A 25,935-nucleotide genomic window follows, 5' to 3' on the forward strand; every position below is an offset into this window, starting at 1 on the left:
TGGACGGTGTCCGCCGAGGGATCCGGGCACCGCCCCGGCCGTGCTCGATATCGGACCGATACCGCCTCGATGGCGCCGCCCGGCAGGCTCGTCGACGGTGCCAGCCGCCACTCACCACGGCCGGCATCTCGACAACCAGGCAGATGGGGAGACGCATGACGACCGAGTCGTCGGCCATCGAGGGCCGTGGTTTCGGCCGGGCCGTACGGTTCGGCGGGCAGGTGTCCGGTGCGGACACCGGGCCCCGGTACGGGCTGCCCGAGCCGGCCGGGCTGGTTACCGACCTGTTGGCCCGGATCGTTCTGGCGGGCTGGACCGTGCACCGGCGGGACGGGCGGGACGTGGTCACCCCGGCGACGCCGGTCGGCCGGGTACAGGGCTGGAAGCTGCACGTGTCGGCAACCGTACTCTCCGCACCGGAGGTGCTGGCGGCCTGCGCCCCGCTGCTCGTCGAGACCGGCACCGCCTTCGAGTACGTCGCCACCGGACCGGAACTCGCCGCCCTCAACGGGCCGTGGGCGCCCCGCTCGGATGGCGGAAAGTTTCTCACCGCGTACCCGGCGACGGACGAGCTGTTCCGCGAACTCGCGAAGCGGCTCGACGAGGCGACGGTGGGAATGGTCGGCCCGGCGATCCTCTCCGACCAGCCGTACCGGCCGGGCGGGGTGGTGCACTACCGCTACGGCGCCTTCGCCGGTGTCGGCGTGTTCGACAACGACGGTGGGCACCGTCGCTGTGTCGTCAGTCCCCTCGGCAACCTGGTCGAGGACCGCTGCGAGGCGGCCTTCCGACCACCGCCGTGGGTGGAGATGCCCTTCGACTCGTCGCCGGAGTGGTGGGCACCGGCGGTGGCCGGGCCGGGCTCCCCGGCGAGCGGGACCGGGTCGAAGTGGTCGGTCGCGTCGATGCAGTCGATGCGTACGGCGCCCACCGGTCCGATCGACCCTGCCAGGTCGACGGCGGTGCCCGGAGCAACGGGGGCACCGGGGACAACGGGGGTGGCCGGGTCGACGGGGATGTCGGGGCCCGTCGACCCGGCCGGGCCGACCGGGGTGCTGATCGGCGGCCGGTACGCGGTGACCGTCGCGATCCGGCAGGCCAACAAGGGCGGCGTCTACCGGGCGCGGGATCTGCGTACCGGGACCGAGGTGCTGATCAAGGAGGCCCGGCCACACGTGGGTACGGACGCCCGGGGGCGGGACGTCCGGGATCTGCTCGGGCACGAGGCGCGGGTGTTGCGGCACCTGGCACCGCTGCGCGTCGCGCCCCGACCGCTGCGCGAGTTCGTGCAGGGGGACCACCGGTTCCTGGTCGAGGAACTGCTGCCGGGACAGCCGCTGCGACTCGGGGTGCGGGATTTCCCCGAGGCGGGGCCGGACGGGCTGGACGGCGCGGTCCTGCTCGGGGTGCTGGGCCGGCTGGCCCGGCTCGTCCGGACGGTGCACTCCGTCGGCGTGGTGCTCCGGAACCTCACTCCCGACACCGTGCTGCTGCTGCCGGACGGGGAACTCCGGCTGGTCGACCTGGAGCTGGCGGCACTGCGTACCGGGGGACCGGACGACTGGGCCCGCCTCGACCTCGACGGTGTCGACATCCCCGGCTTCATCGCGCCGGAACAGTTGCGGGGGGCAGCGCCGGACGGCGCGGCGGACCGGTTCAGTCTGGGCATGCTGGCGTTGCACCTGGTCGGCCGGACCACCTCGATCCGGTCGGCCGGCCGCTCGCCGCTGCGGTCGCTCCAGGAGCGGGTCGGCGCGCTGGTCGAGCCGTCCCTCGGCGGACGCCCGGTACCGCCGGTGCTGCGCCGGATCATCACCGGCCTGCTTCGCGAGGAGCCGGGCGACCGGCTCGGATTGGACGAGGTCGTCGCGCTCTGCGAGGCGGCGTCGGCGGACCCGCAGCGGTGTCGCGTCCCCGACGGTGTCGGGGCCGACGCGGAGTTGCCGACCCTGCCGGTCGGGAACTGGCGGGACCTGGTCGGCGGACTGATCGCCCGGCTCGCCACCGACCACGACCGGGACCGCGGCGTCGGGGCGGGCGGGCACCGGCCGGTGGGCGGTTCCGGTCGAGGTGTCGAGCCGTGCACGGTGCGACACGGCATGGCCGGGCCGGTCGCGGTGCTGACCCGGCTGGTCGCCGGCGGATCGTCGACCGTCGACGCCGGTCCGATCGACCGGATCCCGGAGCCGGGCCGGCTGGCCGAACCCGGAACGGTGCTGCGCGCCGGCCGGGTGCTCGACGCCCTGCTGGACCGGCTCGTGCACCATCTGGACCGGGAGCCGCACCGGCTCCCCGGGCTGTACGCGGGCTCCGCCGGAACCGCCTGGGCACTCTGCGACGCTGGCCGGCTGCTCGGCCGGCCGTACCTGGTGGACCGGGCGGTCGAGCTGGCGCTGCGGCTACCGGTGGTGTGGCCCGATCCGGGGCTGAGCCACGGTGTCGCCGGTCTCGGCACCTGCCTGCTGCACCTGTGGCAGCACACCTACCTGCCGACGCTGCGGGACCGGATCACGGCGGCGGCCGGGCACCTGCTCGACACGGTCGACCGTACCGGGGCGATGCTCTGGACCGTCGATCCGTCGTTCGACTCCGCGTTCGCCGGGCACCGCTCGTACGGCCTCGCGCACGGCACCGCCGGCATCGGGGCGTTCCTGCTCTCGGCGGGGCACCTGCTCGGGCGCCGGGATCTGACCGCCGCCGCCGTCCGGTGCGCCGACACGCTCCTCGACGCCGCCCGGTACGTCGGCGACGCCGCGCTGTGGCCGGGTACGCCGACGACCTCGGGTACCCGGGCGCACTGGTACGACGGTTCCGCCGGAGTCGGCTCCTTCCTGTGTCGGCTGTACGTCCGGACCGGTGAGGCGCGCTACCTGACCGCCTCGGTGGCGGCGGCCCGGGCGGTGATGCGGGCCCGGTGGACCGCCGGCACGACGTACTGGCACGGGCTGCCGGGTGACGGGGACTTCCTGCTCGACCTCGCCCGCGCCACGGGTGACGGGCGGTACGCCCGCTGGGCCGAGGCCCTCGCGGTACGACTCTGGGCGATCCGGGTCTACCGCGACGGCCTCGCGCTGCTGCCCGACGAGTCGGGCCGCCCGATCGACAGTGGATTCGGCACCGGCCTGGCCGGGCAGTTGGCGTTCCTGCTCCGGCTGCGGGACGGCGGCCCCCGCCTCTTCCATCCCGATCCGGACGTCACGCCGCGGCGCGGCGCGGCGCGTGGCCCGGCAGGCGGTACCGACCTGCCCCGGCCCCGGTCGGCCCGCGGAGCCGGACCGGGCGCCGCAGTCACGGCACCCGGAGCCGGAGTGCAGCGGGGCGCACTGCCGGGAACCGCGCTCGCCCACCGCACCGCGGCGTGTCCGGGCGGGCCTGCCTGTCGCTGCTGACCGGGTTCCGGCCTACCCGCTCCCGGCCCCCCTGTTGCGCTGGGGCCCGGCCGCTCGTCACGGACCGGGTCACCGCTCAGGGGTTCGGCGGCGGGAACAGCGGCACCATGCCGTCGAGCAGGCGTTGCAGACCGAACTCGAAGAGGCTGTCCAGGTTCAGGTCGACGTCGGGTCGGGTCGCGCTGCTGGCGATCAGGGGGAACTCGCCGGCGCTGAACATCGCGGTGACGGCCGCACCCCGGGTACGCATCCACTCGTCGTCGGTGATGCCGGTGTCCTGTTCGGCCTCGGCCTCGCGTTCCAGGTTCACCGCCGTGCCCCGTACGTAGTTGGCGGTCGTGGCGGCGATGTGGATCACGGTGTCGAGGTCGAGGCCACGACCGCTGACGGCACGCATCGCCCACTCGGTGTGCGCCATCGCGTTCGGGGCCAGCAGCGGGCGGGTGAGCGAGACGACCTGGGACAGCCACGGGTGCCGCCGGTAGATCGACCATTGCAGCCGGCAGAGGTACTCGAGTTGGGCCCGCCATCCCGACGGAGCCGGGTCGGGCAGGTCGTCCTCGCCGAACGCGGTGTCGGCCATCAGCACCACCAGGTGGTCCTTGCCCCGGACGTGCCGGTACAGCGACATCGTGGCGACCCGGAGTTCCGTCGCCAGCCGCCGCATGGTCGTCGCCGGCAGCCCCTCGACGTCGGCGATCTCGATGGCCGCCCGCACGATGTGTCGCTGGGTCAGCTCGGGCTCGGCCCGCCCGGCCGTACGCGGGGGCGTACGCGGCGACGCCGTCCCGGCCGGACCCGGACGCGTTCCCCGCTCCCGGTCGCCGACCACCACCGTGCCCCGGCCGGGCTCGGCCCGGACCAGCCCCTCCTGGCGCAGCACGGTCAGCACCTTGCTGGCGGTCGCCATCGCGACGCCCCACTGCCGCATGATCTGACGGGTCGACGGGACCTGGTCGCCCGCGCCGAGTTCGCCGGTGTCGATCCGTTGCCGGATCTCGGCGACGATCCGCAGGTACGGCGGGTCGGGGTGGGTCACGGACACCTCCGGGGCGCAGTTGGCCGGATTCGAGCTGGGAACCAGGCGCAGCGGACGCTGTCGCACTAGAGCACCAGCGGACCGAGGATAGCCGGTGGCCGAACGGTTCCAGCCGTACCCGCAGGTCGGTCGGCGGTCGCGAAATCCAGTGCACTAGTGCCATCGCGCCCGCCGATTGACGGGAAAAGCGCACCAGGTCAACCATGGCGGCACGGAAGTGTACGACGTACGGGATCAGCTGCGTACTGCGTACATCTGCCAGCCGGACCTTGGAGGAAACCAGTGCGAGAGACCATCCGGGCGACAGTTGCCCGCCCAGCCGCCCCGAACGACCGCCGTACCCGTTCGTGGCGCCGTACCCTCGCCGGCACGGTCGCGGTGGTCGCGGCGGTCGGTGCGGGCACCGTGCTGCTGACCGGTGCCGGCGCCGATCCGGTCGACGCGGCCGAAACCCGGTCCGGCCCGGCGGTGGTCCGGACGGATCGCGGAACGGTCCGGGGGACCGTCGCCGGCGACCACCGGTCGTTCCAGGGCATCCCCTACGCGGCGCCGCCGGTCGGCGAGCTGCGCTGGCAGCCGCCCCGGCCGGCCGCGCGGTGGACGGGCATCCGCGACGCGGGCCGCCCGGGACCGGCCTGTGCCCAGTTGCGGGGGCTGCCGATGGACCAACCGAGCGAGTCGGAGGACTGCCTGTACCTCAACGTGACCACCCCGGCGGCGCGACCGGGCCGGCAGCTGCCGGTGATGGTGTGGCTGCACGGTGGACACTTCCTGTTCGGTCAGGGCGACGTCTACGGTGGCCGGTCGCTGGCCACCCGGGGCGACGTCGTCGTCGTCACGGTGAACTACCGGCTCGGTCCGCTCGGGTTCCTGGCCCACCCGGCACTGGACGCCGGTCCCGGCCGGCCGACGTCGGGCAACGTCGGCCTGGAGGACCAGCAGGCGGCGCTGCGCTGGGTCCGGGACAACGCGGCGGCCTTCGGGGGCGACTCCGGCAACGTCACGCTGTTCGGCCAGTCGGGCGGGGCCACCAGCGTCTGCACGCACCTGGCGGCTCCGGCGTCCGGCGGACTGTTCCACCGGGCGATCATCCAGAGCAACTCCTGCGCTACGCCCTTGCAGACCCGGCAGGCCGCCGAGGCCCAGGCGACGGCGCTGGTCGAGAAACTGGGGTGCGTCACCCATCCGCGCGGGACCGCCGGCTGCCTCCGGGAGAAGTCGGCCGCCGACCTGGTCGCGGCAGCCGGTTTCCCCGGCCCCGAGCATGATCCCGGCCCGTCCGCCGGCGGAACGGTGCTGCCGGTCGACCCGGCGCGGGCGCTGGCCACCGGCGGATTCCACCGGGTCCCGGTGCTGACCGGGACCACCCACGACGAGTACCGGGGCCAGGTGTGGGGGATGGAGCGCTCCGGGATGAACTGCCCCGACGGGCCGGAGACCGGCCGCTGCGAGCTCACCGACGAGCAGTACCCGCACCTGGTCGACGCGTTCTTCGGCGATCGGGCGGCCCAGGTGAACGCGCGCTACCCGCGCGACGACTACGACAGCGCCAGCGAGGCACTGGCCGCGATCATGACCGACCACGAGTACGTCCGTCCGGCGCTCGACGCCGACGCCCAGTTCGCGCGGTACGTGCCGACCTACGCGTACGAGTTCGCCGACGACCGGGCCCCGTGGTTCCGTACCGAACCGGTGCTGAGCTTCCCGCCCGGCGCGTACCACCTCGCCGACCTGCCCTACCTGTTCGACGTCGGGTACGCCGAGCCGCTCCGCGCGCAGCAGCGGCAACTCGCCGACCAGATGATCGGGTACTGGACCCGCTTCGCCCGTACCGGAGACCCGAACGGTGCCGGCAGCCCCGACTGGGCGCGGTTCCGGCTCGACTCCCGGTACGTCCAGTCACTCGCCCCCGGGCCGGACGGGATCCGGCGGACCGACCTGGCCCGCGACCACCGCTACGACTTCTGGCGTGCGATGGACTGACCCGTGGGATGTGAACTGTGCGGGGTGTTCGGCGGGACGCGGTGCCGGGGTTGCGCGACGCGCGATCCCGGCACGCCGGGCTGCCCCGGAAGACGTCGGCGGCACCCCGACGTCGTCGCCGGTACGCCGGGCGGCGTTCTGCGTGATGCCGACCGGGTTCACCGGGCCCTCCGGGTCCAACGGGTGCATCCGGCGGGTGGCCATCCACTGCACCGTCGCGCAGCTCGCGACCCGTTGCGGGTCGCCCAGTTCACGGAAGAGCCGGCGCCCGGTCCGAGCCGCCGTCCACGCCTCGGTGACCTCGCCCCGGGACAGCAGGAGCAGGGCGGAACTCAGTGCCAGTACGGCTTCGGCGCGGGCCGGGGCGGACCGGCCCCGCAACGCCGTACCGGCCTGGTCGAGAGCGCGCTGCCAGTCGTCGAGGTACCCGCGCAGCTGGAGGAAGTTGGTGGGCGCCACCGCGAGTCGCCAGGCCAGTTCGGTGTCGCCGAGGGTGGCCGTGTGCGCCACGGCGGCGGCCACGAGCCTCCGCTCGGCAGTGAGCCAGCCGACCGGATCGTCGTCGACGGCGCGAAGCACCTCGGCGGGCGGTCCGAACCCCTCCGGCGGACCGAGGTCACCGGTGGGGAAGCCCTGGCCGGGTACCCGTTCGTCGGCTCGCAGCGTCAGTTCCAGCAGCCACCAGTAGGCCCGGCGGAAGGCCGTGGCCCGTAGCGGCGGCGGATCGTCGAGGGCGACCCGCTCCTGGGCGTACAACCGGATCAGCTCGGGCATCCGGTAGCGCACGGCTCCGGCGCTGCCGGCCGGACCGGGGTGGACCAGCCCGGCGTCCACCAGCTCGGTCAGGGCGAGTTCGGCGGTGCTCCGATCGGCGTCCAGCAGCGGCACGACGAGCCAGCCCGGGAACTCGGCCACCGGCAGCGAACCCAGCCGGCGGAACAGGGTGGCCGTGGCCGGAGCCAGCCGCTGGTAGGTGGTGGCCAGGCCACGCCGTACGTCGCGACCGCCCTCGGCGAGCCGGTCGAGCCGGCGGGTGCCGTCGGCCAACCGTTCGGCGCTCTGGGCCAGCGAGCGTTCCGCCCGGGCGGCGAGCCGGCTTCCGGTGACCCGGATCGCCAGTGGCAGTCCGTCGCAGAGCTGTGCCACCCGGTGCGCGGCCGGTACGTCGTCGGCGACCCGCTCGGGCAGCATCCCGGTGAGCAGCCGGACCGCCGAGTCGACCGGAAGTACGTCGAGCGCGACCAGTTGGGCGCCGTCCAGCCCGGTGAGCGGACGTCGGGCGGTGATCAGCGCGGCCGAGGCCGGCCCGGTGGGGAGCAGGGGCCGGACCTGGTCCTCGTCGGCGGCGCCATCGAGCACCACGAGCAGCCGACGTTCGGCGACGACCGAACGGTAGAGGGCACACCGTTCGGTCCGGTTGGCCGGGATCGACCGGTCGGGCACGCCGAGGGCGCGCAGGAAAGCGCCGAGCACCTCGTGCGGGTCGACCGGTACGTCCTGGCGGTCGGTGAGTTCGGCGTACAGGCAGCCGTCGGGGTGGTCGGCGCCGAGTTGCCAGCCGGACCGGACCGCCAGCGCCGTCTTGCCCACTCCGGCCAGACCGGCGACGACGACCACGGCCGGACCGGGGCGCCCGGTCCGGGCGTCGACGACGCGGCGGATCCGGGCCAGCTCCGCTTCGCGCCCCACGAAGTCGGCCACCGCCGGCGGCAGTTGGCGCGGAGTCACCGGTACGTCGCGCGGGTCGGCCGGAGTCGCCGGCAGGTGCACCGGGGCGGTGTCGATCCCGGACGGGACCACGGCGGCCCGTCCGGCTGCGGGCGCGACGGCGGAGGTCGGTCTGGCCTCGGCGGCGAGGCTGGAGATCCGCTCCGGGCCGGGCGTGACCGTCCGGGTGGACTCCTCGGATACCCAGTGCTCGGGTGCGCCGGTTCCGGGTGCTCCCGGTTCGGCAAGTCCGACCCAGCCGGGGCAGGGCAGGACGGCCGTACCGTTCCGGCCGCCGGGGCGACGGTGCGCCGGGCCCCGTGGTTGTCCGGCGGGGCGTCGCCGGGGCATTCCGTCCGGACGGCGGCCGGGGAGCCCGCCGGTGCGGCGGTGGCCCGGGGGTCCGCCGGGGCGTCGGCCGGGCCGGTCCGGCTCGTTCCGACCGGTCGGCCCCGGCGACGTCGGCGACGCCGGCCCGAGCGGCGGATCGAGTACCGGATCCCGGTTGAGGATCTGGCGGTGCAGCGCCACGAGCTGTGGACTCGGCTCGATGCCGAACTCGTCGGCCAACCGGCGGCGGAACTCTCCGAAGGCGTCGAGCGCGTGGGTCACCCGACCGGAACGGTAGAGCGCGATGATCAGGTCGGTGCGGAGCCGCTCGTTGAACGGATCGGCGGAGACGAGCCCGACCAGCTCGGTGACCAGGCAGTCGTGCCGTCCGAGGGCGAAGTCCAGCTCGATCCGGCGGGACTGTACGGCCGCGCGCCGCTCGGCGAGCAGGGTGGCCGCGGTCTGGATCACCTGGCCGTCCATCCCGGTCAGGGCGGGCCCGCGCCAGAGGTCGAGTGCGGCCCGGAGTCCCTCGGCGGCGTCGGCGAGCGCCCCGTCCGCCATGGCCCGCTCCGCGTCACCCACCCACTGTTCGAACAGCAGCGCATCGATCTCGTGGGTCGACGCGGTGAGCCGGTAGCCGGCGGTCTCGGTGAGCACCGTCGTCGGCGGCGCCCCGGCCCGGGCGAGCAGCCGGCGGAGCTGGGAGACCACGATGGTCAGTTGGGAGCGGGCCGTCGGCGGGGCGTGCCACTCCCAGACCGCCTCGATCAGTCGATCGGTCGGCACCGTACGGTTGGCCTCCAGGAGCAGGGTGGCGAGCAGGGCCGAGACCCGCGCACTCCGGATCCGGAGTGGGACACCGGCTGCCTCGATCGCCAGAGGACCCAGGATTCTGTAGCGCATACGCGTCTCCGCCCCGCCGTGGCAGCCGTACGGCCGCCGAGGCCGAGCCTCGTCCAACCGTCGGTGTCGAGCCAGGGACACCAGACCCGACGACCCGGGAGGATCGCCCACGAGGCCGGGCGCGGTCGGTGCCGCGAGGTCCGGTCAGCCCAGTGCCAGGTTGACCAGGACGGTGAGCGCGATCGATCCGAGGATCGAGATCAGGATCATCAGCAGGCAACCGAGCCCGCCGCCGAGTGGACGGACCTCGACCCGGCCGAGCCGCATGCCGGTCAGAGTTCCCGGAGCCGGGGCAGCAGTTCGTCCTCGGCCCAGTCCAGGAACATCGGTTGGCTCTCCACACCGACCTGAACGACCGCCACGTCGGTGAAGCCGGCGTCGACGAACTTCTGGACGGACGCGACGTGTGCCTCCAGGTCCGGTCCGCACGGCACGAGCTGCGAGATGTCCTCGGGTCGGATGTGCTGGCTGGCGCTGACGAAGGACTCGGGGCCGGGCAGTTCCGCCTTGACGGTCCAGTTCAGCGCGGCCCACCGCCACTGGTCGTGCACCGTCTTGCGGCAGGCATCCGGGTCCGGCCCGTAGCAGATCGCCGCCTGGCCGTAACGCGGCTTGCCGGTGCCGCCGGCCTCGTCGTACATCCGGACCACGGCCGCGTCCGGGTTGTCGCAGACCAGCGCGTCGGCGTACTCGCTGACCAGGGCGACGGAGTGCGGCCCGGAGGCCGCGACGGCGATCGGCACCGGCGTCTCCGGCCGGTCCCAGAGGTACGCCTCCGGAACCTCGAAGTGGTTGCCGGAGTACGACAGGTTGTCGCCGTCGAGCAGCGGCCGGATGATCTGCAACGCCTCCTCGAGCATCTCGTGCCGCTGGTGTACGTGTGGCCAGGCGCCGACGACGTGCTCGTTCAGGTTCTCCCCGGCGCCGAGCGAGAGGGTGAACCGGCCGTCGGAGAGCACTCCGATCGTCGCCGCCTTCTGGGCCACCACCGCCGGGTGGTAGCGCCGGATCGGGCAGGTGATGTAGGTCATCAGCTTGATCCGGGAGGTGGCGTGGGCGACGGCCCCGAGCACGGACCAGGCGTACGGGGAGTGGCCCTGGGATTCCAGCCAGGGATAGTAGTGGTCGGAGATGGTCAGGTAGTCGAATCCGGCCTGCTCGGCCCGGATCGCCTGCTCGACGAGTTCCTTCGGACCGGTCTGCTCACACATCAGCGCGTAGCCCACTCCGACCATGCCAACCTCCTCCGCCATCGGCGATTCCGGTTGTCTACCCGGTTCGCCCACGGTGAATCCCGGTCGTACGGAGAACTGGGACGCCAGTTCCCGGTCGTACGAGGAAGTGACGTCCTTGACTATCTGTCGACAACCGGGGTAGCTTCGTCCTTAACCGGTTAAGGATCACCGGTGCATCATCCTTGTGGTGGGGATGACGGCGCCCGGGGGGTCGGTTCCGCCGGCCGCCCGGGCGTCGCCGGCCGGTGCGTCTTCCCCCGGGTGAACAGCCGTATTAACGTGTCCGACCATGGTGATCTCTCGACGTGTCGGTGCCGTGCTCGTGGCGGCGTCGGTCACGCTCTCGCTCGGTGCCACCCCGGCCACGGCCACCGGCCGGGGCTCCGGCCACGACGGTCCCGGGGGCGGGCCGGGTGCGCCGGGTGCCGGCGACAACTACTTCCCGGCGGCCGGCAACGGCGGGTACGACGCGCTCCACTACGGACTCGACATCCGCTACGAGCCGTCCAGCCGGGCCTTCGTCGGGGTCGCCACGATCGAGGCCCGGGCAACCGAGGGGCTCTCCCGGTTCAACCTCGACCTGCGTGGCTTCGAGGTGCGGTCGGTGACCGTCGACGGCCGCCCGGCCCGTTACGACCGGGACGGCCAGGAGCTGCGGGTGTCGCCGAAGCGGGCACTCTCCCGGGGCGAGCGGTTCACGGTGGTGGTCCGGTACGACGGCACCACCGGCCGGCCGACCGACGCCGAGGGCGCCCTCTACGGCTGGGTCTCCACGCCGGACGGCTCCTTCGTGGCGAACGAACCGGACGGGGCCTCCACCTGGTACCCGGTCAACGACCACCCCACCGACAAGGCCGGTTACGACTTCCGGATCACGGTGCCGGCGGGCAAGACCGCGGTCGCCAACGGTGAACTCGTCGACCAGCGGACCAGCAGGGGCTGGACCACCTTCGTCTGGCGCGCCCGGGACCCGATGGCCAGCTACCTCTCCACCGCCTCGGTCGGCGACTACGACCTGCGGCGCTCGACCGGCCCGCACGGGCTGCCGATCATCGACGCGGTCGACCGGGACCTGGGACCGGACTCCGCCGACGGGCTGGCCCGGACCCGGGAGATGATCGCCTACTTCGCCGACCTGTTCGGCCGCTACCCGTTCAGCTCGTACGGCGCGATCGTGGACGACGACGAGGACGCCGGGTACGCCCTGGAGACCCAGACCCGGCCCATCTACTCCGGCCCGCCCAGCGAGGGCACGGTGGCCCACGAACTGGCCCACCAGTGGTACGGCAACAGCGTCAGCCCGGCACGCTGGCAGGACATCTGGCTCAACGAGGGGTTCGCCAGCTACGCCGAGTGGCTCTGGGAGGAGCACACCGGTGGGCCCACCGCGCAGCAGCAGTTCGACACGAACTACGCCCGCCCGGCGACGGCCAGCTTCTGGAACCCGCCGCCCGGTGACCCGGGTGCCACGAACCTCTTCGCCAGCTCGGTCTACAACAAGGGCGCGATGACGCTGCACGCCCTCCGTACGAAGATCGGGGACCGGGCCTTCTTCACGCTGCTCCGGACCTGGTACTCGGCGAACCGGAACGACACGGCGAGCACGGCCGACCTGGTCCGGCTCGCCGAGAAGGTCACCAAGCGGCAACTCGACGGCTTCTTCCAGACCTGGCTCTACACCCCGGGCAAGCCGACGTCCTGGTGAACCGCGTTAAGTAGCCCTCCACGATGTACTGGTGGAGGGCTACTTAACCGGTTGCGTTAACTTCTCCATCGGCCTACCCTGATCCGTGCCGCCGCAAGGGAGTCGGGTGGTAGCTGTCGGGCTGCAGTTACCAATCCCTCACGTTTCCCCCGTCATGGGGTTCTCCCCGAGGTAGGTCATGAGAAAACGAATCTATGCCGTCGCATCGGCCCTGCTCGCGCTCGTCGTCGCCGTGGTCGTCTCACTGGTCGTCGTCGCCCAGCCGGCGCAGGCAGCGGCTGGCTTCACCGTCAGCGGCGGGCGCCTGCTCGACGCGAACGGCAACCAGTTCATCATGCGCGGTGTCAGTCACGCGCACACCTGGTACGCGAACCAAACCGGTTCATTCGCCAACATCAAGTCGCTGGGCGCGAACACCGTACGGGTGGTGCTCAGCAGCGGTGCGCGGTGGACCCAGAACAGCGCCAGTGACGTCGCCAACGTGATCTCGCTCTGCAAGGCGAACCGGCTGATCTGCGTCCTGGAGGTGCACGACACCACCGGGTACGGCGAAGAGGGCGCGGCGATCACCCTGGACCAGGCGGTCAGCTACTGGATCAGCGTCCAGAGCGCCCTGGCCGGCCAGGAGAACTACGTCATCCTGAACATCGGCAACGAGCCGTTCGGCAACAACGCCACCACCAGCGCCAACTGGCCGACGCACACCCGCAACGCGATCACCCGGCTGCGCAACGCCGGGTTCGACCACACGATCATGGTCGACGCGCCGATGTGGGGCCAGGACTGGTCCTTCATCATGCGGGACAACGCACAGTCGGTGTTCAACGCCGACCCGGACCGCAACACCGTCTTCTCGATCCACATGTACGGCGTCTTCGACACCGCCGCCGAGATCACCGACTATCTCGGCCGGTTCCGCAGCGCCAACCTGCCGATCGTGGTGGGCGAGTTCGGCCACAACCACTCGGACGGCAACCCGGACGAGGACACCATCATGTCGTACTCCCAGACCAACGGGATCGGTTACATCGGTTGGTCGTGGAGTGGCAACGGCGGTGGCGTCGAATACCTCGACATGGTCACGAACTTCAACGTGAGCCAGTTGACCTCGTGGGGTCAGCGGATCTTCAACGGTGCGAACGGGATCCGGCAGACCGCCCGGGAGGCGACCGTCTACGGCGGAACCAACCCGCCGACCACCGGCCCGACCACCCGACCGCCGACGACGCCGCCCACCACCCGGCCGCCGACGACCCCGCCGACGACTCCGCCCGGTGGCAGCGGCGGCTGTACGGCGTCGGTGTCGCTGAACTCCTGGAACGGCGGCTTCGTGGCCACCGTACGGGTGACGGCCGGCTCCTCGGGCACCAACGGCTGGACGGTGAGCATGAACCTGCCGTCCGGTGCCGCGGTCACCAACTCGTGGAACGCCCAGAGCAGCGGCACCACCGGCACGGTCAGGTTCACGAACGTGAGCCACAACGGCCGGATCGCCGCCGGGCAGTCGGTCGAGTTCGGCTTCCAGGGCAGCGGCAGCGGCACGGGAATGTCACCGAGTTGTACCGCTAGCTGATCGAGCCGACACCGGAGCCGGCGCGGAGGACCACTTCGGCCCTTCGCGCCGGCTCCTGCACCCGTCAGGCGCGCTGCTGGAGCTTGGGCAGCACCTCGGTCGCCACCTCGTCGAGTACGCCCTCGTCACCGGCGTACCAGCTCGACTCGCGCGGCCAGTGCGTGACCACGTCGGTGAAGCCGAGTTCGGCGGCCCGACCGACCGCCTCGGTGAAGTAACCGGTGCTGGAGAGCGAGTAGACCGGTGCCGAATCGAGCGAGAGGTAGCGGTCCAGGGTCGCCGGATCACGGCCGGCGGCGGCCAGCGTCTCGTCGAGCCGTCCCGACAGGTCGGCCACGGAACGCCACCAGGCATCGAGGCTGTCGTCGTCGCCGTCCCGGAGTCCGGTGGTCACCCAGCCCTGGCCGTACCGGGCGACGAGCCGCAGCGAGCGCGGGCCGTTCGCGGCGACGACGAACGGCACCCGGGGCGCCTGGACGCAGCCGGGGTTGCTCCGGGCGTCGACCGCCGCGAAGTAGTTCCCGCGCCAGCTGATCCGGTCTTCCCGTAGCAGCAGGTCCAGCAGTTCGGTGAACTCGGCGAACCGGTCGACCCGTCGCCGGGGCGAAAGGGTTTCGCCACCGAGCACCGCCGAGTCGAAGCCGATCCCACCGGAGCCGAGCCCGAGCAGCACCCGTCCGGCGGAGACGTCGTCCAGCCCGGTGATCTGCCGGGCGAAGTGCACCGGGTGCCGGAAGTTGGGGGACGCGACCAGGGTGCCGAGGCGGATCCGGGAGGTGACCATCGCCGCCGCCGTCAAGGTGCCGACCGCGTCGAACCAGGGCCCGTCCACCAGATCCCGCCAGCCCAGGTGGTCGTACGTCCAGGCGTGGTCGAAGCCCCACTCCTCGGCCCGGCGCCACCGGTGCTCGGCCACGGACCACCGCTGATCAGGAAGGATGACAATGCCCACGCGCATGATCGGGAGTTTACGCTCGACACAAAGTCACCCATTCCGGTGATGGCGCGAACGCTCTCAGCAACCTCACAGCTACGGTGAATAGGGTCACGGAGTGCCGTGATGATCCACCGTGGAGGATTGGGCCCGAAACCCGGGGTCAGATCCGTCGTAGACAGCGGCCATATCCGCCGTAAACAGGAGTAACCAGATGGTCTTCAAGAAGATGTTGAGCGCGCTCGGCGTCGGTGGTCCGAGCGTGGACACGGTGCTGACCAACCCGAACACCCGGCCCGGCCTGGTGCTCGACGGACAGGTGAACCTGCGTGGCGGCGAGACCCCGGCCGACATCGAGCAGATCACCCTGGCCCTGGTCACCCGGGTCGAGATGGAGGCCGGCGACAGCGAGTACGCCGGCACGATGGAGTTCTACCGGCTTCCGGTGAGCGGGGCAATGCGGCTGGAGGCCAAGCAGGAAGTCACCATCCCGTTCCAGCTCCCGGTGCCGTGGGAGACCCCGATCACCGACGTCTACGGCCAGCGGCTGCGTGGGATGACGATGGGGCTGCGTACCGAGTTGGCGATCGCTCGGGCCGTCGACAAGAGCGATCTCGACGCGGTCGCGGTGCACCCGCTGCCGGTGCACGAGAAGATCCTCGAGGCGTTCGCGCAGCTCGGCTTCCAGTTCAAGAACGCCGACCTGGAGCGTGGCCACATCTACGGCGTCCAGCAGACGCTGCCGTTCTACCAGGAGATCGAGTTCTTCGCCGCACCGCAGTACGCGCACGCGATCCGTGAGGTCGAGCTGACCTTCGTCACCAACCAGCACGGAATCGACGTCATCATCGAGTGCGACAAGCGCGGCGGGTTGTTCAGCGGGGGACAGGACACCGTTGGCCGGTACACCGCCACGCACGCCGAGGTCGACCAGGTCGACTGGCGGGCCCGGGTGGAGGGCTGGCTCGGCCAGACGGTCGCCAGCTACGGCCGGCACCCGGGCCACGGCCACCCCGGCAAGCAGGGCGGTCACCACGGCCGGCACGGAGCCGGAGGCATGGTCGCCGGTGCCGCGCTCGGGCTGGCCGGTGGCATGATCGCCGGCGAGATGCTGGAGGACTCCTTCGAGGGCGACTTCGGCGACTTCGGCGGGGAGTAGCCGCCGGGGAAATAAGCGCCAAGGGGTCACGGTCCCCGCCGATTTCGGCGGGGACCGTGACCTTCGTGGCTTGTCGCCACCGTTCGGGACACTCCGGCTACGCCCGGTCCTCAGGCGCCCGGAGCGTCGTTACCGCCTGCCGTGGCGCCAGGAGTTACCCAACTTCGACAGACCACGGCTACCGAGGTAGGCGATGGTCATCAGGGTGATGAAGAACCAGGCCTGATTCGCCCGGAACGGGTCGACTCCGCTCGCGTCCCTCCCCACCAGGTCTGCGGCGAGCAGGGTGAATCCCACCGCCGCCAGGTAGATGTAGAACTCGGTGCTCAGGAACGCGGGCTTGGTCTCGTTGCCCGGCCGCTGCCTGACCGGCTCGTCCATCCGGCGCTGCATCTCCGACAACGTCTGCTGTATCTGCTGGTTGGAGATGTTCTGCGTGCCCATCTCGCGGGTCGGTGCCGACTGAATGTCCTGCTGACTCATCGGCTGCCTCGACGGGGTCTGCGTGCTCATCTTTTCCTCCTCGGATTCGATGAGATCTCTTGCGACCTCCCGTGGCCGCGGCATCACCACGGCCCGGCACCCGTTGGCTACCCGACCGGGTACGCCACAAACAGCCGGCCGCCAGCGAACGGGCTGGTCAGGCGGCGGCCAGCGCGGCCGGGGCAGGGTCTTGCGCGGATCCCGCCCGGCCGGCGACCCGCACCCCGCGTTTGGGAACCCGGGCACCGGGGACACCCCGGACAACAACGAGTCGGCGGGGTGGTGGACGTGCGCGGAGACGACGAACGGCGGGAGTCGGCGCGGCGGGCCGAGGACCGGGTCAGTCGCGGGGAGTACGCGCCCGGCGCGATCGAGGAGGTCACTCTTCCGGTCGACGAGGGTCGTGAGGCGCACGAACTCGACATCGAGGATCCGGCGGACGGGGCGCGCGATCCGGACGTACTGCGTAACGGCGGGCCGACCCGGAACCGGGGTGTGATCACGACGACCGGGGGTCGGAAGGCCGGCCCGGCCAGTGTTCGGCGCCGACCCCGCCCGCCCGGCGGAAAGGTCGCGCCGACCACCACCGGAGACGCGACCACCGGCGGCATGAACACCCCGGCATCCGGCTCGACCAGCGACAACTCCGGCGAGGGCCGCCAGATCGGCAACTTCACCGACAAGTAGTCAGCGATATTCATCGGGGGTAGGGACTTCCTCCGACCCCCGATTCAGTCGTTGGATCACCCCGTCCCCTCGGACGCCGGTCGCGGGCGGACCACGGTTTGCGACGAAGGATGGCGCCCGTGTTCTCCGAAGGTAAACTGACCCAGCCCGTACCGATCAACTCCGGCCCCGAGCCGATCCCCGAGTGCGTGGAGCGCGCCGGGATGTGGTCCGTACTCCTTCGCCACGTCGTTCACGGCGGGAACTGCCGGGCGTGCGGCAACCCGCCGGACCACACCGGTTTCTGCTTCGCCGGAGGGTGGCGTACGAGCGGCTGACGACCAACTGGCCGAACTGAGCGCTTCTCCTGCTGCGGGGTGATCGCTGTGCCGGTCGCCAGCGTGGCGGACTACCTTCGGGAGCTGATCGCCAGCCATTCGGCGATGTCGGCGATCACGGCCGGGTCGACGTGCTGCGGTGGCTCGTACTCGGCGGGCGTGGACGGACCCGAGCCTGGGAAGAACAGATGGTTGTCGGCGTCGTAGACGCGGATCACGACGTCCGGCCGATGGGCAAGTCCGGCCTGCCAGCTCGTAAGGTCGTCGTCAACGGTCACCTGGTAGTCGCGGCCGCCCTGCAGGATGAGCATCGGTTTGTCCAGCGCCGCCGCGGCGGCGACCGGGTCGTCGCCGCGCAGGTCCAGCCAGTACGAGGCGGGCCAGCCGAACGGCAGGTCCGCGGCCGGGGTCGCCGGCGACAGCTCGGGGCTGTCGATGAGCGCCGCCTGCCGCGTGAACGCCTCGACAGCGGCCTGGGGGATCGAGTCGGGGATCACCGAGGCGAGGTAGCGGGCGACGCGGACGGCGGCGCGGTGCATCGGCTGCGTGTCCCCGGCCAGGATCACCATGCCAGCGACGGACGCTTCGGCGCGGATTCGCCGCCGCGGTGGCCGCCCTGGTCGCCGAGTTCAACGCGTACCTCGACCGAGAGAACACCGACCCGGCGACCGACCCCGTCGGCTACCGACAACACGCGATCTGGCTCAACCGCGACGAACTCAACACCATGATCAGCAGATTGCGCGACGCGATCGCCCCCCAGCTGGCAAATCCGCCCGCCCCCGATCGCACCAGATACCTGCTGAGCCCCATCCTCTTCCCCAGCGAGGAGCCATCCACCGACACCACCTGAGGCGCGAGAGCATCCACCGACGGGTCGACCGCTGTAGTGCGGTCAACCGGGAGGTCTGGTCAGCCGGCGGCCCGGGTGGAGGGAGGCTCCACCCGGGTGTGCTCCGACTCAGCCGACCCGGAGTACGCCGAGGCGCTGGGTGGCCCGAGTGAGGGCGACGTACAGGTCGTTGCGCCCCCGGGGAGACTCGGCGACGATCCGGTCCGGATCGACGACCAGTACCGAATCGAACTCCAGCCCCTTCGCCTGCGCCACGGTCAGCAGCACCACCCGGCTCTCCAGCTCCGGGGCGTCGCCGAGGGCCAGGCCGGGCACGGCCTCGGTGGCCGCCAAGCCCAGTACGGCACCGCGTCCGGCCGGAACGATCACTCCGACCCGCCCGTCGCCGACCTTGGCGACCTCGGCGCGGATCGCCTCGACCAGCCGGTCGGGCAGGGCGTCCTCGTCGACCTGGACGTCCCAGGGCTGCTCGCCGGTGCCGCGTACGGCGCGGGGCGTGGTCAGCGTCGGATCGATCTCGGCCAGCACCTTGGCGGCGACCGCCATGATCTCGGCCGGCGTCCGGTAGCTCACCGTCAACTCCTCCAGCCGCCAACGGTCGCCGACGTACGACTCCAGCACCCCGTGCCACGACGACGCGCCGGCCAGCGCACCGGTCTGGGCCACGTCCCCGACCAGCGTCATGGACCGGCTGGGCGAGCGCCGCATCAGCACCCGCCAGGCCATCGGGGAGAGTTCCTGCGCCTCGTCCACGATCACGTGGCCGAAGGCCCAGCCCCGGTCCGCAGCCGCCCGCTCGGCGGTGGTCAACTGTTCGCCGTCCTCCTGCCGCTCCGCCAACCGGTCGGCGACGAGCAGGTCGGTGACGTCCAGCATTCCGTCCTCGGCGCCGGCCTCGTCCTCGAAGTCGATCGACTTGGAACCGGACGCGATCTCCAGTACGCCCTCGGCGTACTCGATCTCTGCCTGGCGCTGCCGCGCGACGCGGGCCTGGGCCGCGCGGTCGTCCTCGCCGAGCAGTTCGGCGGCCTCGTCCAGCAGCGGTACGTCGGCCGGGGTCCACCCGCCCCGGGGCTCGCGCCACAGCGAGGCCCGTTCCGCCTCGGAGAGATCCGCCCCGGCGACCGCGAGCCGGTCGGTGGAGGCGAACAGCCCGGCCACGACCTGCTGCGGAGTGAGGACCGGCCAGAGCCAGTCCAGCACGGCCAGCACCTCGGGCTCGGTACGCAGCTCCCGCCGGAACTCGGCAAGGTCGGCCTCGTCGAGCAGGTTCTCCCCGCCCAGTGGATCAGCGCCGATCCGCTCGGCGAGCTGGTCGGCGAGGGCGTGGATGATCTCGATGTCGAACAGTGGCCGGGCCAGGTTGTGCGGCCGGCCCGAACGGCGGGCCCGGTCCCGCGCGGCGACCACGGTCGCCGGGTCGAGGACGATGGAGTCCCGCTCGATCGAGATCTCCAACGGCTCGTCCGGGACCCGCTGCCGGTCCTGGATGGCGGCGGCCAGCACCCGCACCATCTCGGGCCGGCCCTTGAGCTCGGCGACCTCGGCCGGCTCGGCCCGGGTCGCGGTGACGCCGGGGAACAGCTCGCCGACGGTACGCAGCAGTACGCCGGTCTCGGCCAGCGCCGGCAGTACCTGGGAGATGTAGCGCAGGAAGGTCGCGTTCGGGCCGACCAGCAGCACGCCCCGGGTGGAGAGGATCTGCCGGTGCGTGTAGAGCAGGTACGCGGCCCGGTGCAGCGCCACCGCGGTCTTGCCGGTGCCGGGACCACCCTGCACGACGAGCACACCGTCGAGGTCGGCCCGGATCACCTGGTCCTGCTCGGCCTGGATGGTCCGGACGATGTCGATCATCCGACCGGTACGGCTGGCGTTCACGGCGGCGAGCAGTGCCGCCTCGCCGGTGAGTCCACCAGTGCCGCCGCCGGCCCGGCCCGCCACGGCCAGGTCGAGCACCTCGTCGTCGAGGCCCACGACGGCGCGGTCCCGGGTCCGGATGTGCCGGCGGCGGCGTACGCCTTCGGGTGTCGCGGCGGTGGCGAGATAGAACGGTCGGGCCGCCGGGGCGCGCCAGTCCAGCAGCACGGGTTCGAACTCGTCGGCATCGGCGAACATGCCGATCCGGCCGATGTACCGGCGGGTGCCGCTGTCGAGGTCGAGACGACCGAAACAGAGCCCCTGTTCCACCGCGCCCAACCGTTCGAGCTGTTCCGTGTACATCTGTACGGTGCTGTCGCGCTGTGAGCGTTCCTGCTGGGTGCCGCCGGTGTTCCGGAGGGCGTACCCGAGCCGCTCGTCGGCCTGTTTCCGCAACTCGTCCAGGCGTCCGTAGAGCATGGAGACGTACTGCTGTTCGTCGGAGATCTCGGCCACGGACGGGCCGGTCAGCTCGGCCCGGGCGGGCTGGGCGGGCCCTGCTCCGTCGGTGGGTCCGTCACCCTCGATCCGCCCGTTGACCGGCTCGTCGAGACGCGGGTCATGCGAAACGCCGGATTGTTTTGACAAACCGTCTCTCCATTGTTAGACTTCCTGCGGAACGGCATTCAGTGCCGTTCTTTTTTGTGCTCAACTGATGAAAGATAGCGCGTTTTCCCGCCGCCGGCCACGATTCTATCGGTGGCCATAGGTCGTGGCCGAGTCAGCGGAACAGCGGAAAGGCACCCCCGTGATCTTCGAGCCCGGCCAGCGCATCGTGTTCATCGGAGACAGCATCACCGACTGTGGGCGCCGGGACGTGGCCGCGCCGTACGGGAACGGCTACGTCAGCCTGGTCCACGCCTTCGTCACCGCCGCGCATCCCGGACTCGGGCTCGACTGGGTCAACCAGGGCATCGGCGGGGACACCGTGCGCGACCTCGCGGCCCGCTGGGAGCGGGACGTGGTCGAGGCCCGGCCGGACTGGCTCCTCGTGAAGATCGGGATCAACGACGTCTGGCGCGCCTTCGGCAGCCACCCCGAGGATGCCGTGCCGATCGACGAGTACGAGACGACGTTACGTCGACTGCTCGGCCGGGCCGTCGGGGCCACCGGATGCCGGCTGGTGCTCGCCGACCCGTACCTGATCGAGCCGGACCGTGACGAGCCGCAGCGCGCCCAGACCGACCGGTACGCCGAGGTGGTCGCCAAGCTGGCCAACGAGTTCGACGCCCGGCACGTACGCACCCAGGCGGCCTTCGACCGGGTGTTGGCGACCACGACGCCGGGGGACTGGGCCGACGACCGGGTCCACCCCAACCTGCCCGGCCATGCCGTCATCGCGCAGGCGTTCCTCGCCGTGATCGGCTGGCACGAGCCGACCGGGTCCTGACTTCCGTAGCGGGATGCCGGTCGATGGTGCCGGTGTCAGGGCAGGCCAGGGGCACCGGCCGGTAGCAACCCCTCCAGGACCAGGCGGGCGAGTGCGTCCGCGCGGTCCCGGCGCTCATGCGGAGTCAGTCCGACCGGGCGGCCCAACTGGTTCGCCATCGCCTCCTGGGTGACCGCCATCGCCGGTCCGGTGATCGCGAAGAACACCAGCTCCACTGGGACGGTCGGCATCCGGCCCGCCGCCATGAGGCGCTCGAGGACGGGCCGCAGGCTGACGACGAAGGGCTCGATGAACTCCGCGTACAGGTAGGCCAGGCGCTCGCCGCCGCGCCCCGACTCGTCGGCGATCACCCGGTTGACCTCGGGCAGCTCGCTCGCGTTTCGGTAGAGGTCCAGGACCAGTGCCGTCAGTCGGGCATCGTCGGGTAGGGCCGGCGGAACTCCGCACAGAGCTCATGCCGGAAGAGTGAGACCGGCAATACCGCCCGGACCGGAAACCGGGAACGGCGCCCGTCAGCTGGTCACGTCGCGGGCGCCGAACCGGGCCCAGGCCGCGGAGAGGAACACCACGATGTACGCCGCCGCCGAGAGCAGCCCCGGCCGCAGCGCGTCGAACGACACCGGATCCCGGAGCAGTTCGACGAACGCCTGCCAGTGGTGCGTCAGCAGGTACGGGTGCAGCCAGTCGAGCTGCGTGATGGAGTCGAGTACGAAGCTGGTCACCGACAGCATGGTGATCGCGATGGTGGCGCCCATCGGCTGCTCGGTGAGCGTGGAGACAAACAGCCCCACCGCGCCCAGCGCACACAGCCCCACCGCCAGATAGCCGCAGACGGCGAGCAGCCGGAGCAGTCCCTCTCCGAAACCGACCTGGGTTCCGGAGAGCAGGGTCACCGGCCCACCGCCGAACAGGGCCAGCCCGGCGACCAGGCCGACCGCGGCGACCAGCAGCGTCACGGTGAACGCGAAGACGACGATGCCGGCGTACTTGACGGCGAGCAGCCGGTTCCGGCCGACCGGCACGGTCAGCAGGTACCGCAGGGTGCCGGAGTTGGCCTCGCCGGCCACGCTGTCCCCGGCGATCGCCGCCACCGCGATCGGCAGGAACAGCCCCAGTTCCAACCCGAGAGCGGCCAGGGCGACGAAGAGGCCGTTGCCGGTGATCGAGGAGAAGAACCCGGGGCCGTCGCCGCCTTCCGCCGGGGCGTCGGTCACCCGCATCGCGACAGCGATGATCACGGGTACGGCCGCCAGCGCCATCATCCCGGCCTGGTTGCGCCGACGCCCGAAGATCAGCCGCAGCTCGGAGCGGAAGAAGCGGGTGCTGACCGCACGGGTGGACGGCCGGGGCCGACGAGCGTCCGTCGTTGCACCCGGCCCGGTCACCTCGGTTCTGTCGGGCCGGGAAGCCACCGCATCACCCACCGCGTCAACCGCTGACATCGAAACCCTCCCCGGTGAGCGAGACGAACAGCTCCTCCAGATCCGGGGCGACCACCGCGAAGCCGCGTACCGGCACGGCGGCGTGCACCAGCGCGGCGACGACCTTCTCCGGCGGTACCGGACCGAGGATTCCGCTGGCCTCCCTGGTCGCCGTGGCGACGTCGGTGAGCCCCAGTTCGCGGAGTACCCGGGCGGCCTCGACCGGCCGGTCCGTCGTCACCTGGGCCCGGGGCGTGGCCGCGGCCCGCAACTCCGCCAGCGGCGCCTGGGCGACCAGCCGTCCCTGGTGCATGACGCCCACGTCGGTGCAGACCTGCTCCACCTCGGCGAGCAGGTGGGTGGAGAGCAGTACGGTCGCACCCTCGGCGGCGAGCGCGGCGACCAGGCTCCGGACCTCCCGGGTGCCCTGCGGGTCGAGCCCGTTCGTCGGCTCGTCCAGGATCAGCAGATCCCGGGGTGCGAGCATCGCCGCGGCCAGCGCCAGCCGCTGCCGCATGCCGAGCGAGTACGCCCGGTACCGCTTGCCGGCCGCGGCGGTCAGCCCGACCCGGTCCAGTGCCGCGCCGATCCGGTTCCCGGCGGAGGCCGGATCGACGGTGAGGTCCGCCGCGTCCAGCCGGCGCAGGTTCTCCGTACCCGAGAGGTACGGATGGAACGCCGGACCCTCCACCAGCGCCCCGATCCGGGGCAGTACGCTCGCCGCCCGGTCCGGCATCCGTTCGCCGAGCAGCGTGTGCCCGCCCGACGTGGGCCGGATCAGCCCGAGCAGCATCCGGATCGTGGTGGTCTTGCCGGAGCCGTTGGGGCCGAGGAAGCCGTACACGGAGCCACGCGGGACCGCCAGGTCGACGGCGTCCACCGCGACCTGGCGGCCGAACCGCTTGCTGAGCCCTCGGCTCTGCACCGCTAGTTCCGGCACGGTTCCCGCCGACCGTCGGACGGTGCCGGCCGGAGTACCCGCACCTGCCAGCCCGTCATCGTGCTCGGCGGCCGACGAACGCTCACCTGTTGTTCTGGGCGACGTCGTAGAGCCGTTCCGGGGTCACCGCGCCGATCAGTACCCGGCCGTCGTCGGTGGCCAGGGCGGTGAAGAGCTTGCCGCTGAGCAGCCGGCCGCTGCCCCACTCGCCGGTCACCTTCGGCAACCTGTCGAGGAGGCTCCGCACCATGCCGGCCTGCGCCTCGTCGGCGTCCGCGCCGATGGCGGTGCCGAGTTCCGGTACCCGGGCGACCAGCACCGTCGTCCAGCCGGTGCCGACGATCGTCGGCTTGTCCAGCTGCGGCGGGGCGGCCGGCTTGTCGGCGGTCAGCGGCTCCTCGGTAACCTTCGTTCCCGGCGGCGGGTTGAAGGTGAACTGGGCCGGATCCGGGCGGTCGAAGTCCACCTGGGTGAACGCGATCTCGAACGCGGGCGTCCGGGTGCCCTGCGGAACGATCTGGAAGCGCAGCGGCACGTGCTCGCCGGCGTCGATTGCGATCTTGATCTGGCCGACCAGCGACGTGGCGTCACGCGGTTCGAGTACCAGTTCGTAGGCGTCCCGGCCGGCGATCGTGGCGGACCGACCGACACTGACCTCGGTACTGGGATCGATCGCCGCGAGCGCCTGCTCGGCGGCCTCCTGCGGGGTCGACGGCAGGTGGTCGGCCCGGCCCTTCGGCGCCGCGCCGTCCCCGAGGTCCAGCGTGCTGTGCCGGGCCTCGTTCTTCTGGCTGTCCCAGATCCACACGTCCGGGCCGTTGCGGATCACGTCGGTCTCGCCGAGCGTGCCGAGGAGCGCGACCCGGGTCTTGTCCGGGCCGGCGTGCCAGACCCGGAGGGTGTGCGTACCGGAGATCAACGAGGGCAGCTCCGCGCTGCCCCGGCCGCCGATGCCGGGCAGGCTCGGCAGGCCGAGGTCGGCGCGCTTGATCACGGTGCCGGAGAGTCCGTCCAGCCGGGCGGTCTGCAGGTCGACGAGGAGTTGTGCGGCGCTGCGTTCGGGCAGGCTCGGCTCGGCCGCCGAGGCGAACGTGCCGACCGCAGCACCACCACCGATGATTGCCAGGGCCGCCCCGGTCGGGACCAGCCAACGCAACGCGGGCCGGGTGTGGAAAACAGACATGTTCGTACCTCCTGGCTTCCATCCTGCGCCCCCGGCACTGTGAAACCACTGAGAACCGCTGTGGTTCCACTCAGCCGGGGGTGGCACGCTTGTCCCGTGCGGTTGCTGGTGGTGGAGGACGAGGCCCGACTGGCCACGGCGTTGCAACGCGGCCTACAGGCGGAGGGCTTCGTCGTCGACGTGGCCGGGACCGGCCCGGAGGGGCTCGACCTGGCCCGGCACGGCGGGTACGACGCCATGATCCTGGACGTGATGCTCCCCGGGCTCTCCGGCTACCGGGTGGTACGGCAGTTGCGGGCCGAACGCCACTGGCTGCCCGTACTGATGCTCTCGGCCAAGGACGGCGAGTACGACCAGGCCGACGGGCTGGACTGCGGCGCCGACGACTACCTGACCAAACCCTTCTCGTACGTCGTGCTGCTGGCCCGGCTGCGTGCCCTGCTGCGTCGAGGTGCCCCGCGCCGCCCGGTGGTGCTCGTGGCCGGTGATCTGAGTCTCGATCCGGCCCGTCGTCGGGTGACCCGGGGCGGGGCCGAGGTCGAACTCACCGCCCGGGAGTACGCGCTGCTGGAGTACCTGCTGCGCCGGGCGGGTGAGGTGGTCTCCAAGACCGAACTGCTGGACCACGTCTGGGACGCGAGCCTGCAGACCGCGCCGAACGCCGTCGAGGTGTACGTCGGCTACCTGCGTCGCAAGATCGGTCGGGACCGGCTGGAGACGATCCGGGGTGCCGGGTACCGGCTGGTGACATGACCGGCCGGCGCAGATGACCGGCCGGGCCGCA

Annotated in this window: 22 protein-coding genes; 10 read left to right on the plus strand and 12 right to left on the minus strand. The window is 71.9% G+C overall.

What is annotated here, in order from left to right; genetic code table 11:
* The first annotated feature begins 155 nt into the window (after positions 1-155).
* Complete coding sequence (lanL, locus tag H4W31_RS21055) at positions 156-3,389, plus strand: class IV lanthionine synthetase LanL (RefSeq protein WP_192768224.1); 3,234 nt, start codon at positions 156-158, stop codon at positions 3,387-3,389.
* 76 nt (positions 3,390-3,465) lie between these two features.
* On the opposite strand, the gene H4W31_RS21060 is transcribed toward lanL, so the two are convergent.
* Positions 3,466-4,494, minus strand: a complete 1,029-nt coding sequence (locus tag H4W31_RS21060) for a TetR/AcrR family transcriptional regulator C-terminal domain-containing protein (RefSeq protein ID WP_318783315.1) — start codon at positions 4,492-4,494, stop codon at positions 3,466-3,468.
* Positions 4,495-4,710: 216 nt separating this feature from the next.
* Between H4W31_RS21060 and H4W31_RS21065 the strand changes: the two genes are divergently transcribed.
* Entirely contained in the window at positions 4,711-6,411 is a 1,701-nt protein-coding gene (locus tag H4W31_RS21065; protein ID WP_318783316.1) for a carboxylesterase/lipase family protein, read from the plus strand.
* Here the strand turns inward: H4W31_RS21065 and H4W31_RS21070 are convergent.
* From H4W31_RS21070 to H4W31_RS21075, 3 genes are all read right to left on the minus strand, one after another.
* Entirely contained in the window at positions 6,328-9,354 is a 3,027-nt protein-coding gene (locus tag H4W31_RS21070; protein WP_192768225.1) for an AfsR/SARP family transcriptional regulator, read from the minus strand. The two genes, H4W31_RS21065 and H4W31_RS21070, sit on opposite strands and share 84 nt — an antisense overlap.
* A gap of 144 nt (positions 9,355-9,498) precedes the next feature.
* Positions 9,499-9,621 carry a hypothetical protein gene (locus tag H4W31_RS43795; protein ID WP_264084079.1) on the minus strand — a complete coding sequence of 41 codons (123 nt, stop codon included), beginning with the start codon at positions 9,619-9,621 and terminating at the stop codon, positions 9,499-9,501.
* A 5-nt stretch (positions 9,622-9,626) separates the two neighbouring features.
* The gene (locus H4W31_RS21075) at positions 9,627-10,589 is read right to left on the minus strand and encodes a TIGR03557 family F420-dependent LLM class oxidoreductase (RefSeq protein WP_192772272.1); all 963 of its coding nucleotides are present in this window, start codon (positions 10,587-10,589) and stop codon (positions 9,627-9,629) included.
* Between the two features lie 289 nt (positions 10,590-10,878).
* On the opposite strand from H4W31_RS21075, the gene H4W31_RS21080 reads away from it, so the two are divergent.
* Together H4W31_RS21080 and H4W31_RS21085 are read left to right on the plus strand one after the other, a co-directional pair.
* Positions 10,879-12,294 (plus strand): M1 family metallopeptidase, encoded by a 1,416-nt coding sequence (locus H4W31_RS21080; RefSeq protein WP_192768226.1) that lies wholly within the window; start codon positions 10,879-10,881, stop codon positions 12,292-12,294.
* Between the two features lie 178 nt (positions 12,295-12,472).
* Positions 12,473-13,867 carry a cellulase family glycosylhydrolase gene (locus H4W31_RS21085; protein ID WP_192768227.1) on the plus strand — a complete coding sequence of 465 codons (1,395 nt, stop codon included), beginning with the start codon at positions 12,473-12,475 and terminating at the stop codon, positions 13,865-13,867.
* A 64-nt stretch (positions 13,868-13,931) separates the two neighbouring features.
* Here the strand turns inward: H4W31_RS21085 and H4W31_RS21090 are convergent, their stop codons facing one another.
* Positions 13,932-14,825 carry an LLM class flavin-dependent oxidoreductase gene (locus H4W31_RS21090; RefSeq protein WP_192768228.1) on the minus strand — a complete coding sequence of 298 codons (894 nt, stop codon included), beginning with the start codon at positions 14,823-14,825 and terminating at the stop codon, positions 13,932-13,934.
* 190 nt (positions 14,826-15,015) lie between these two features.
* On the opposite strand from H4W31_RS21090, the gene H4W31_RS21095 reads away from it, so the two are divergent.
* On the plus strand, positions 15,016-15,960 hold the full coding sequence (locus tag H4W31_RS21095; RefSeq protein WP_192768229.1) for a sporulation protein: 945 nt from the start codon (positions 15,016-15,018) through the stop codon (positions 15,958-15,960).
* Between the two features lie 129 nt (positions 15,961-16,089).
* Here H4W31_RS21095 and H4W31_RS21100 read toward each other — a convergent pair whose 3' ends face one another.
* Complete coding sequence (locus tag H4W31_RS21100) at positions 16,090-16,473, minus strand: hypothetical protein (RefSeq protein ID WP_192768230.1); 384 nt, start codon at positions 16,471-16,473, stop codon at positions 16,090-16,092.
* 258 nt (positions 16,474-16,731) lie between these two features.
* Here H4W31_RS21100 and H4W31_RS21105 point away from each other — a divergent pair, with 258 nt between their 5' ends.
* Together H4W31_RS21105 and H4W31_RS21110 are read left to right on the plus strand one after the other, a co-directional pair.
* A complete protein-coding gene (locus tag H4W31_RS21105) occupies positions 16,732-17,130 on the plus strand; it encodes a hypothetical protein (RefSeq protein WP_192768231.1) in 399 nt (132 codons plus the stop codon).
* Between the two features lie 119 nt (positions 17,131-17,249).
* Positions 17,250-17,447 (plus strand): hypothetical protein, encoded by a 198-nt coding sequence (locus tag H4W31_RS21110; RefSeq protein WP_192768232.1) that lies wholly within the window; start codon positions 17,250-17,252, stop codon positions 17,445-17,447.
* Positions 17,448-17,518: 71 nt separating this feature from the next.
* Here the strand turns inward: H4W31_RS21110 and H4W31_RS21115 are convergent, their stop codons facing one another.
* Positions 17,519-18,016 carry an alpha/beta hydrolase family protein gene (locus H4W31_RS21115; RefSeq protein WP_225945620.1) on the minus strand — a complete coding sequence of 166 codons (498 nt, stop codon included), beginning with the start codon at positions 18,014-18,016 and terminating at the stop codon, positions 17,519-17,521.
* Positions 18,017-18,054: 38 nt separating this feature from the next.
* Here H4W31_RS21115 and H4W31_RS21120 point away from each other — a divergent pair, with 38 nt between their 5' ends.
* Positions 18,055-18,300 carry a hypothetical protein gene (locus tag H4W31_RS21120; protein ID WP_225945621.1) on the plus strand — a complete coding sequence of 82 codons (246 nt, stop codon included), beginning with the start codon at positions 18,055-18,057 and terminating at the stop codon, positions 18,298-18,300.
* A 108-nt stretch (positions 18,301-18,408) separates the two neighbouring features.
* On the opposite strand, the gene H4W31_RS21125 is transcribed toward H4W31_RS21120, so the two are convergent.
* Positions 18,409-20,637, minus strand: coding sequence for a HelD family protein (locus tag H4W31_RS21125; RefSeq protein ID WP_192772273.1), 2,229 nt, complete (start codon positions 20,635-20,637; stop codon positions 18,409-18,411).
* Positions 20,638-20,965: 328 nt separating this feature from the next.
* Between H4W31_RS21125 and H4W31_RS21130 the strand changes: the two genes are divergently transcribed.
* Positions 20,966-21,607, plus strand: a complete 642-nt coding sequence (locus H4W31_RS21130) for an SGNH/GDSL hydrolase family protein (RefSeq protein WP_192768233.1) — start codon at positions 20,966-20,968, stop codon at positions 21,605-21,607.
* Between the two features lie 35 nt (positions 21,608-21,642).
* Here the strand turns inward: H4W31_RS21130 and H4W31_RS21135 are convergent, their stop codons facing one another.
* The 4 genes from H4W31_RS21135 to H4W31_RS21150 form a co-directional block, all read right to left on the minus strand.
* On the minus strand, positions 21,643-21,957 hold the full coding sequence (locus H4W31_RS21135) for a hypothetical protein (RefSeq protein WP_192768234.1): 315 nt from the start codon (positions 21,955-21,957) through the stop codon (positions 21,643-21,645).
* Positions 21,958-22,119: 162 nt separating this feature from the next.
* Positions 22,120-23,049: an ABC transporter permease gene (locus H4W31_RS21140; RefSeq protein WP_192768235.1), complete on the minus strand. Its 930-nt coding sequence runs from the start codon at positions 23,047-23,049 to the stop codon at positions 22,120-22,122.
* Positions 23,036-23,968 carry an ABC transporter ATP-binding protein gene (locus tag H4W31_RS21145; RefSeq protein WP_192768236.1) on the minus strand — a complete coding sequence of 311 codons (933 nt, stop codon included), beginning with the start codon at positions 23,966-23,968 and terminating at the stop codon, positions 23,036-23,038. The genes H4W31_RS21140 and H4W31_RS21145 overlap by 14 nt, the downstream gene beginning before the upstream one ends.
* 82 nt (positions 23,969-24,050) lie before the next feature.
* Positions 24,051-25,151 carry a LolA family protein gene (locus H4W31_RS21150; protein ID WP_192768237.1) on the minus strand — a complete coding sequence of 367 codons (1,101 nt, stop codon included), beginning with the start codon at positions 25,149-25,151 and terminating at the stop codon, positions 24,051-24,053.
* A 96-nt stretch (positions 25,152-25,247) separates the two neighbouring features.
* On the opposite strand from H4W31_RS21150, the gene H4W31_RS21155 reads away from it, so the two are divergent.
* On the plus strand, positions 25,248-25,904 hold the full coding sequence (locus tag H4W31_RS21155) for a response regulator transcription factor (RefSeq protein WP_192768238.1): 657 nt from the start codon (positions 25,248-25,250) through the stop codon (positions 25,902-25,904).
* Positions 25,905-25,935: the final 31 nt, after the last annotated feature.

Origin of the sequence: Plantactinospora soyae (assembly GCF_014874095.1) — a bacterium.
Classification (GTDB): domain Bacteria; phylum Actinomycetota; class Actinomycetes; order Mycobacteriales; family Micromonosporaceae; genus Plantactinospora; species Plantactinospora soyae.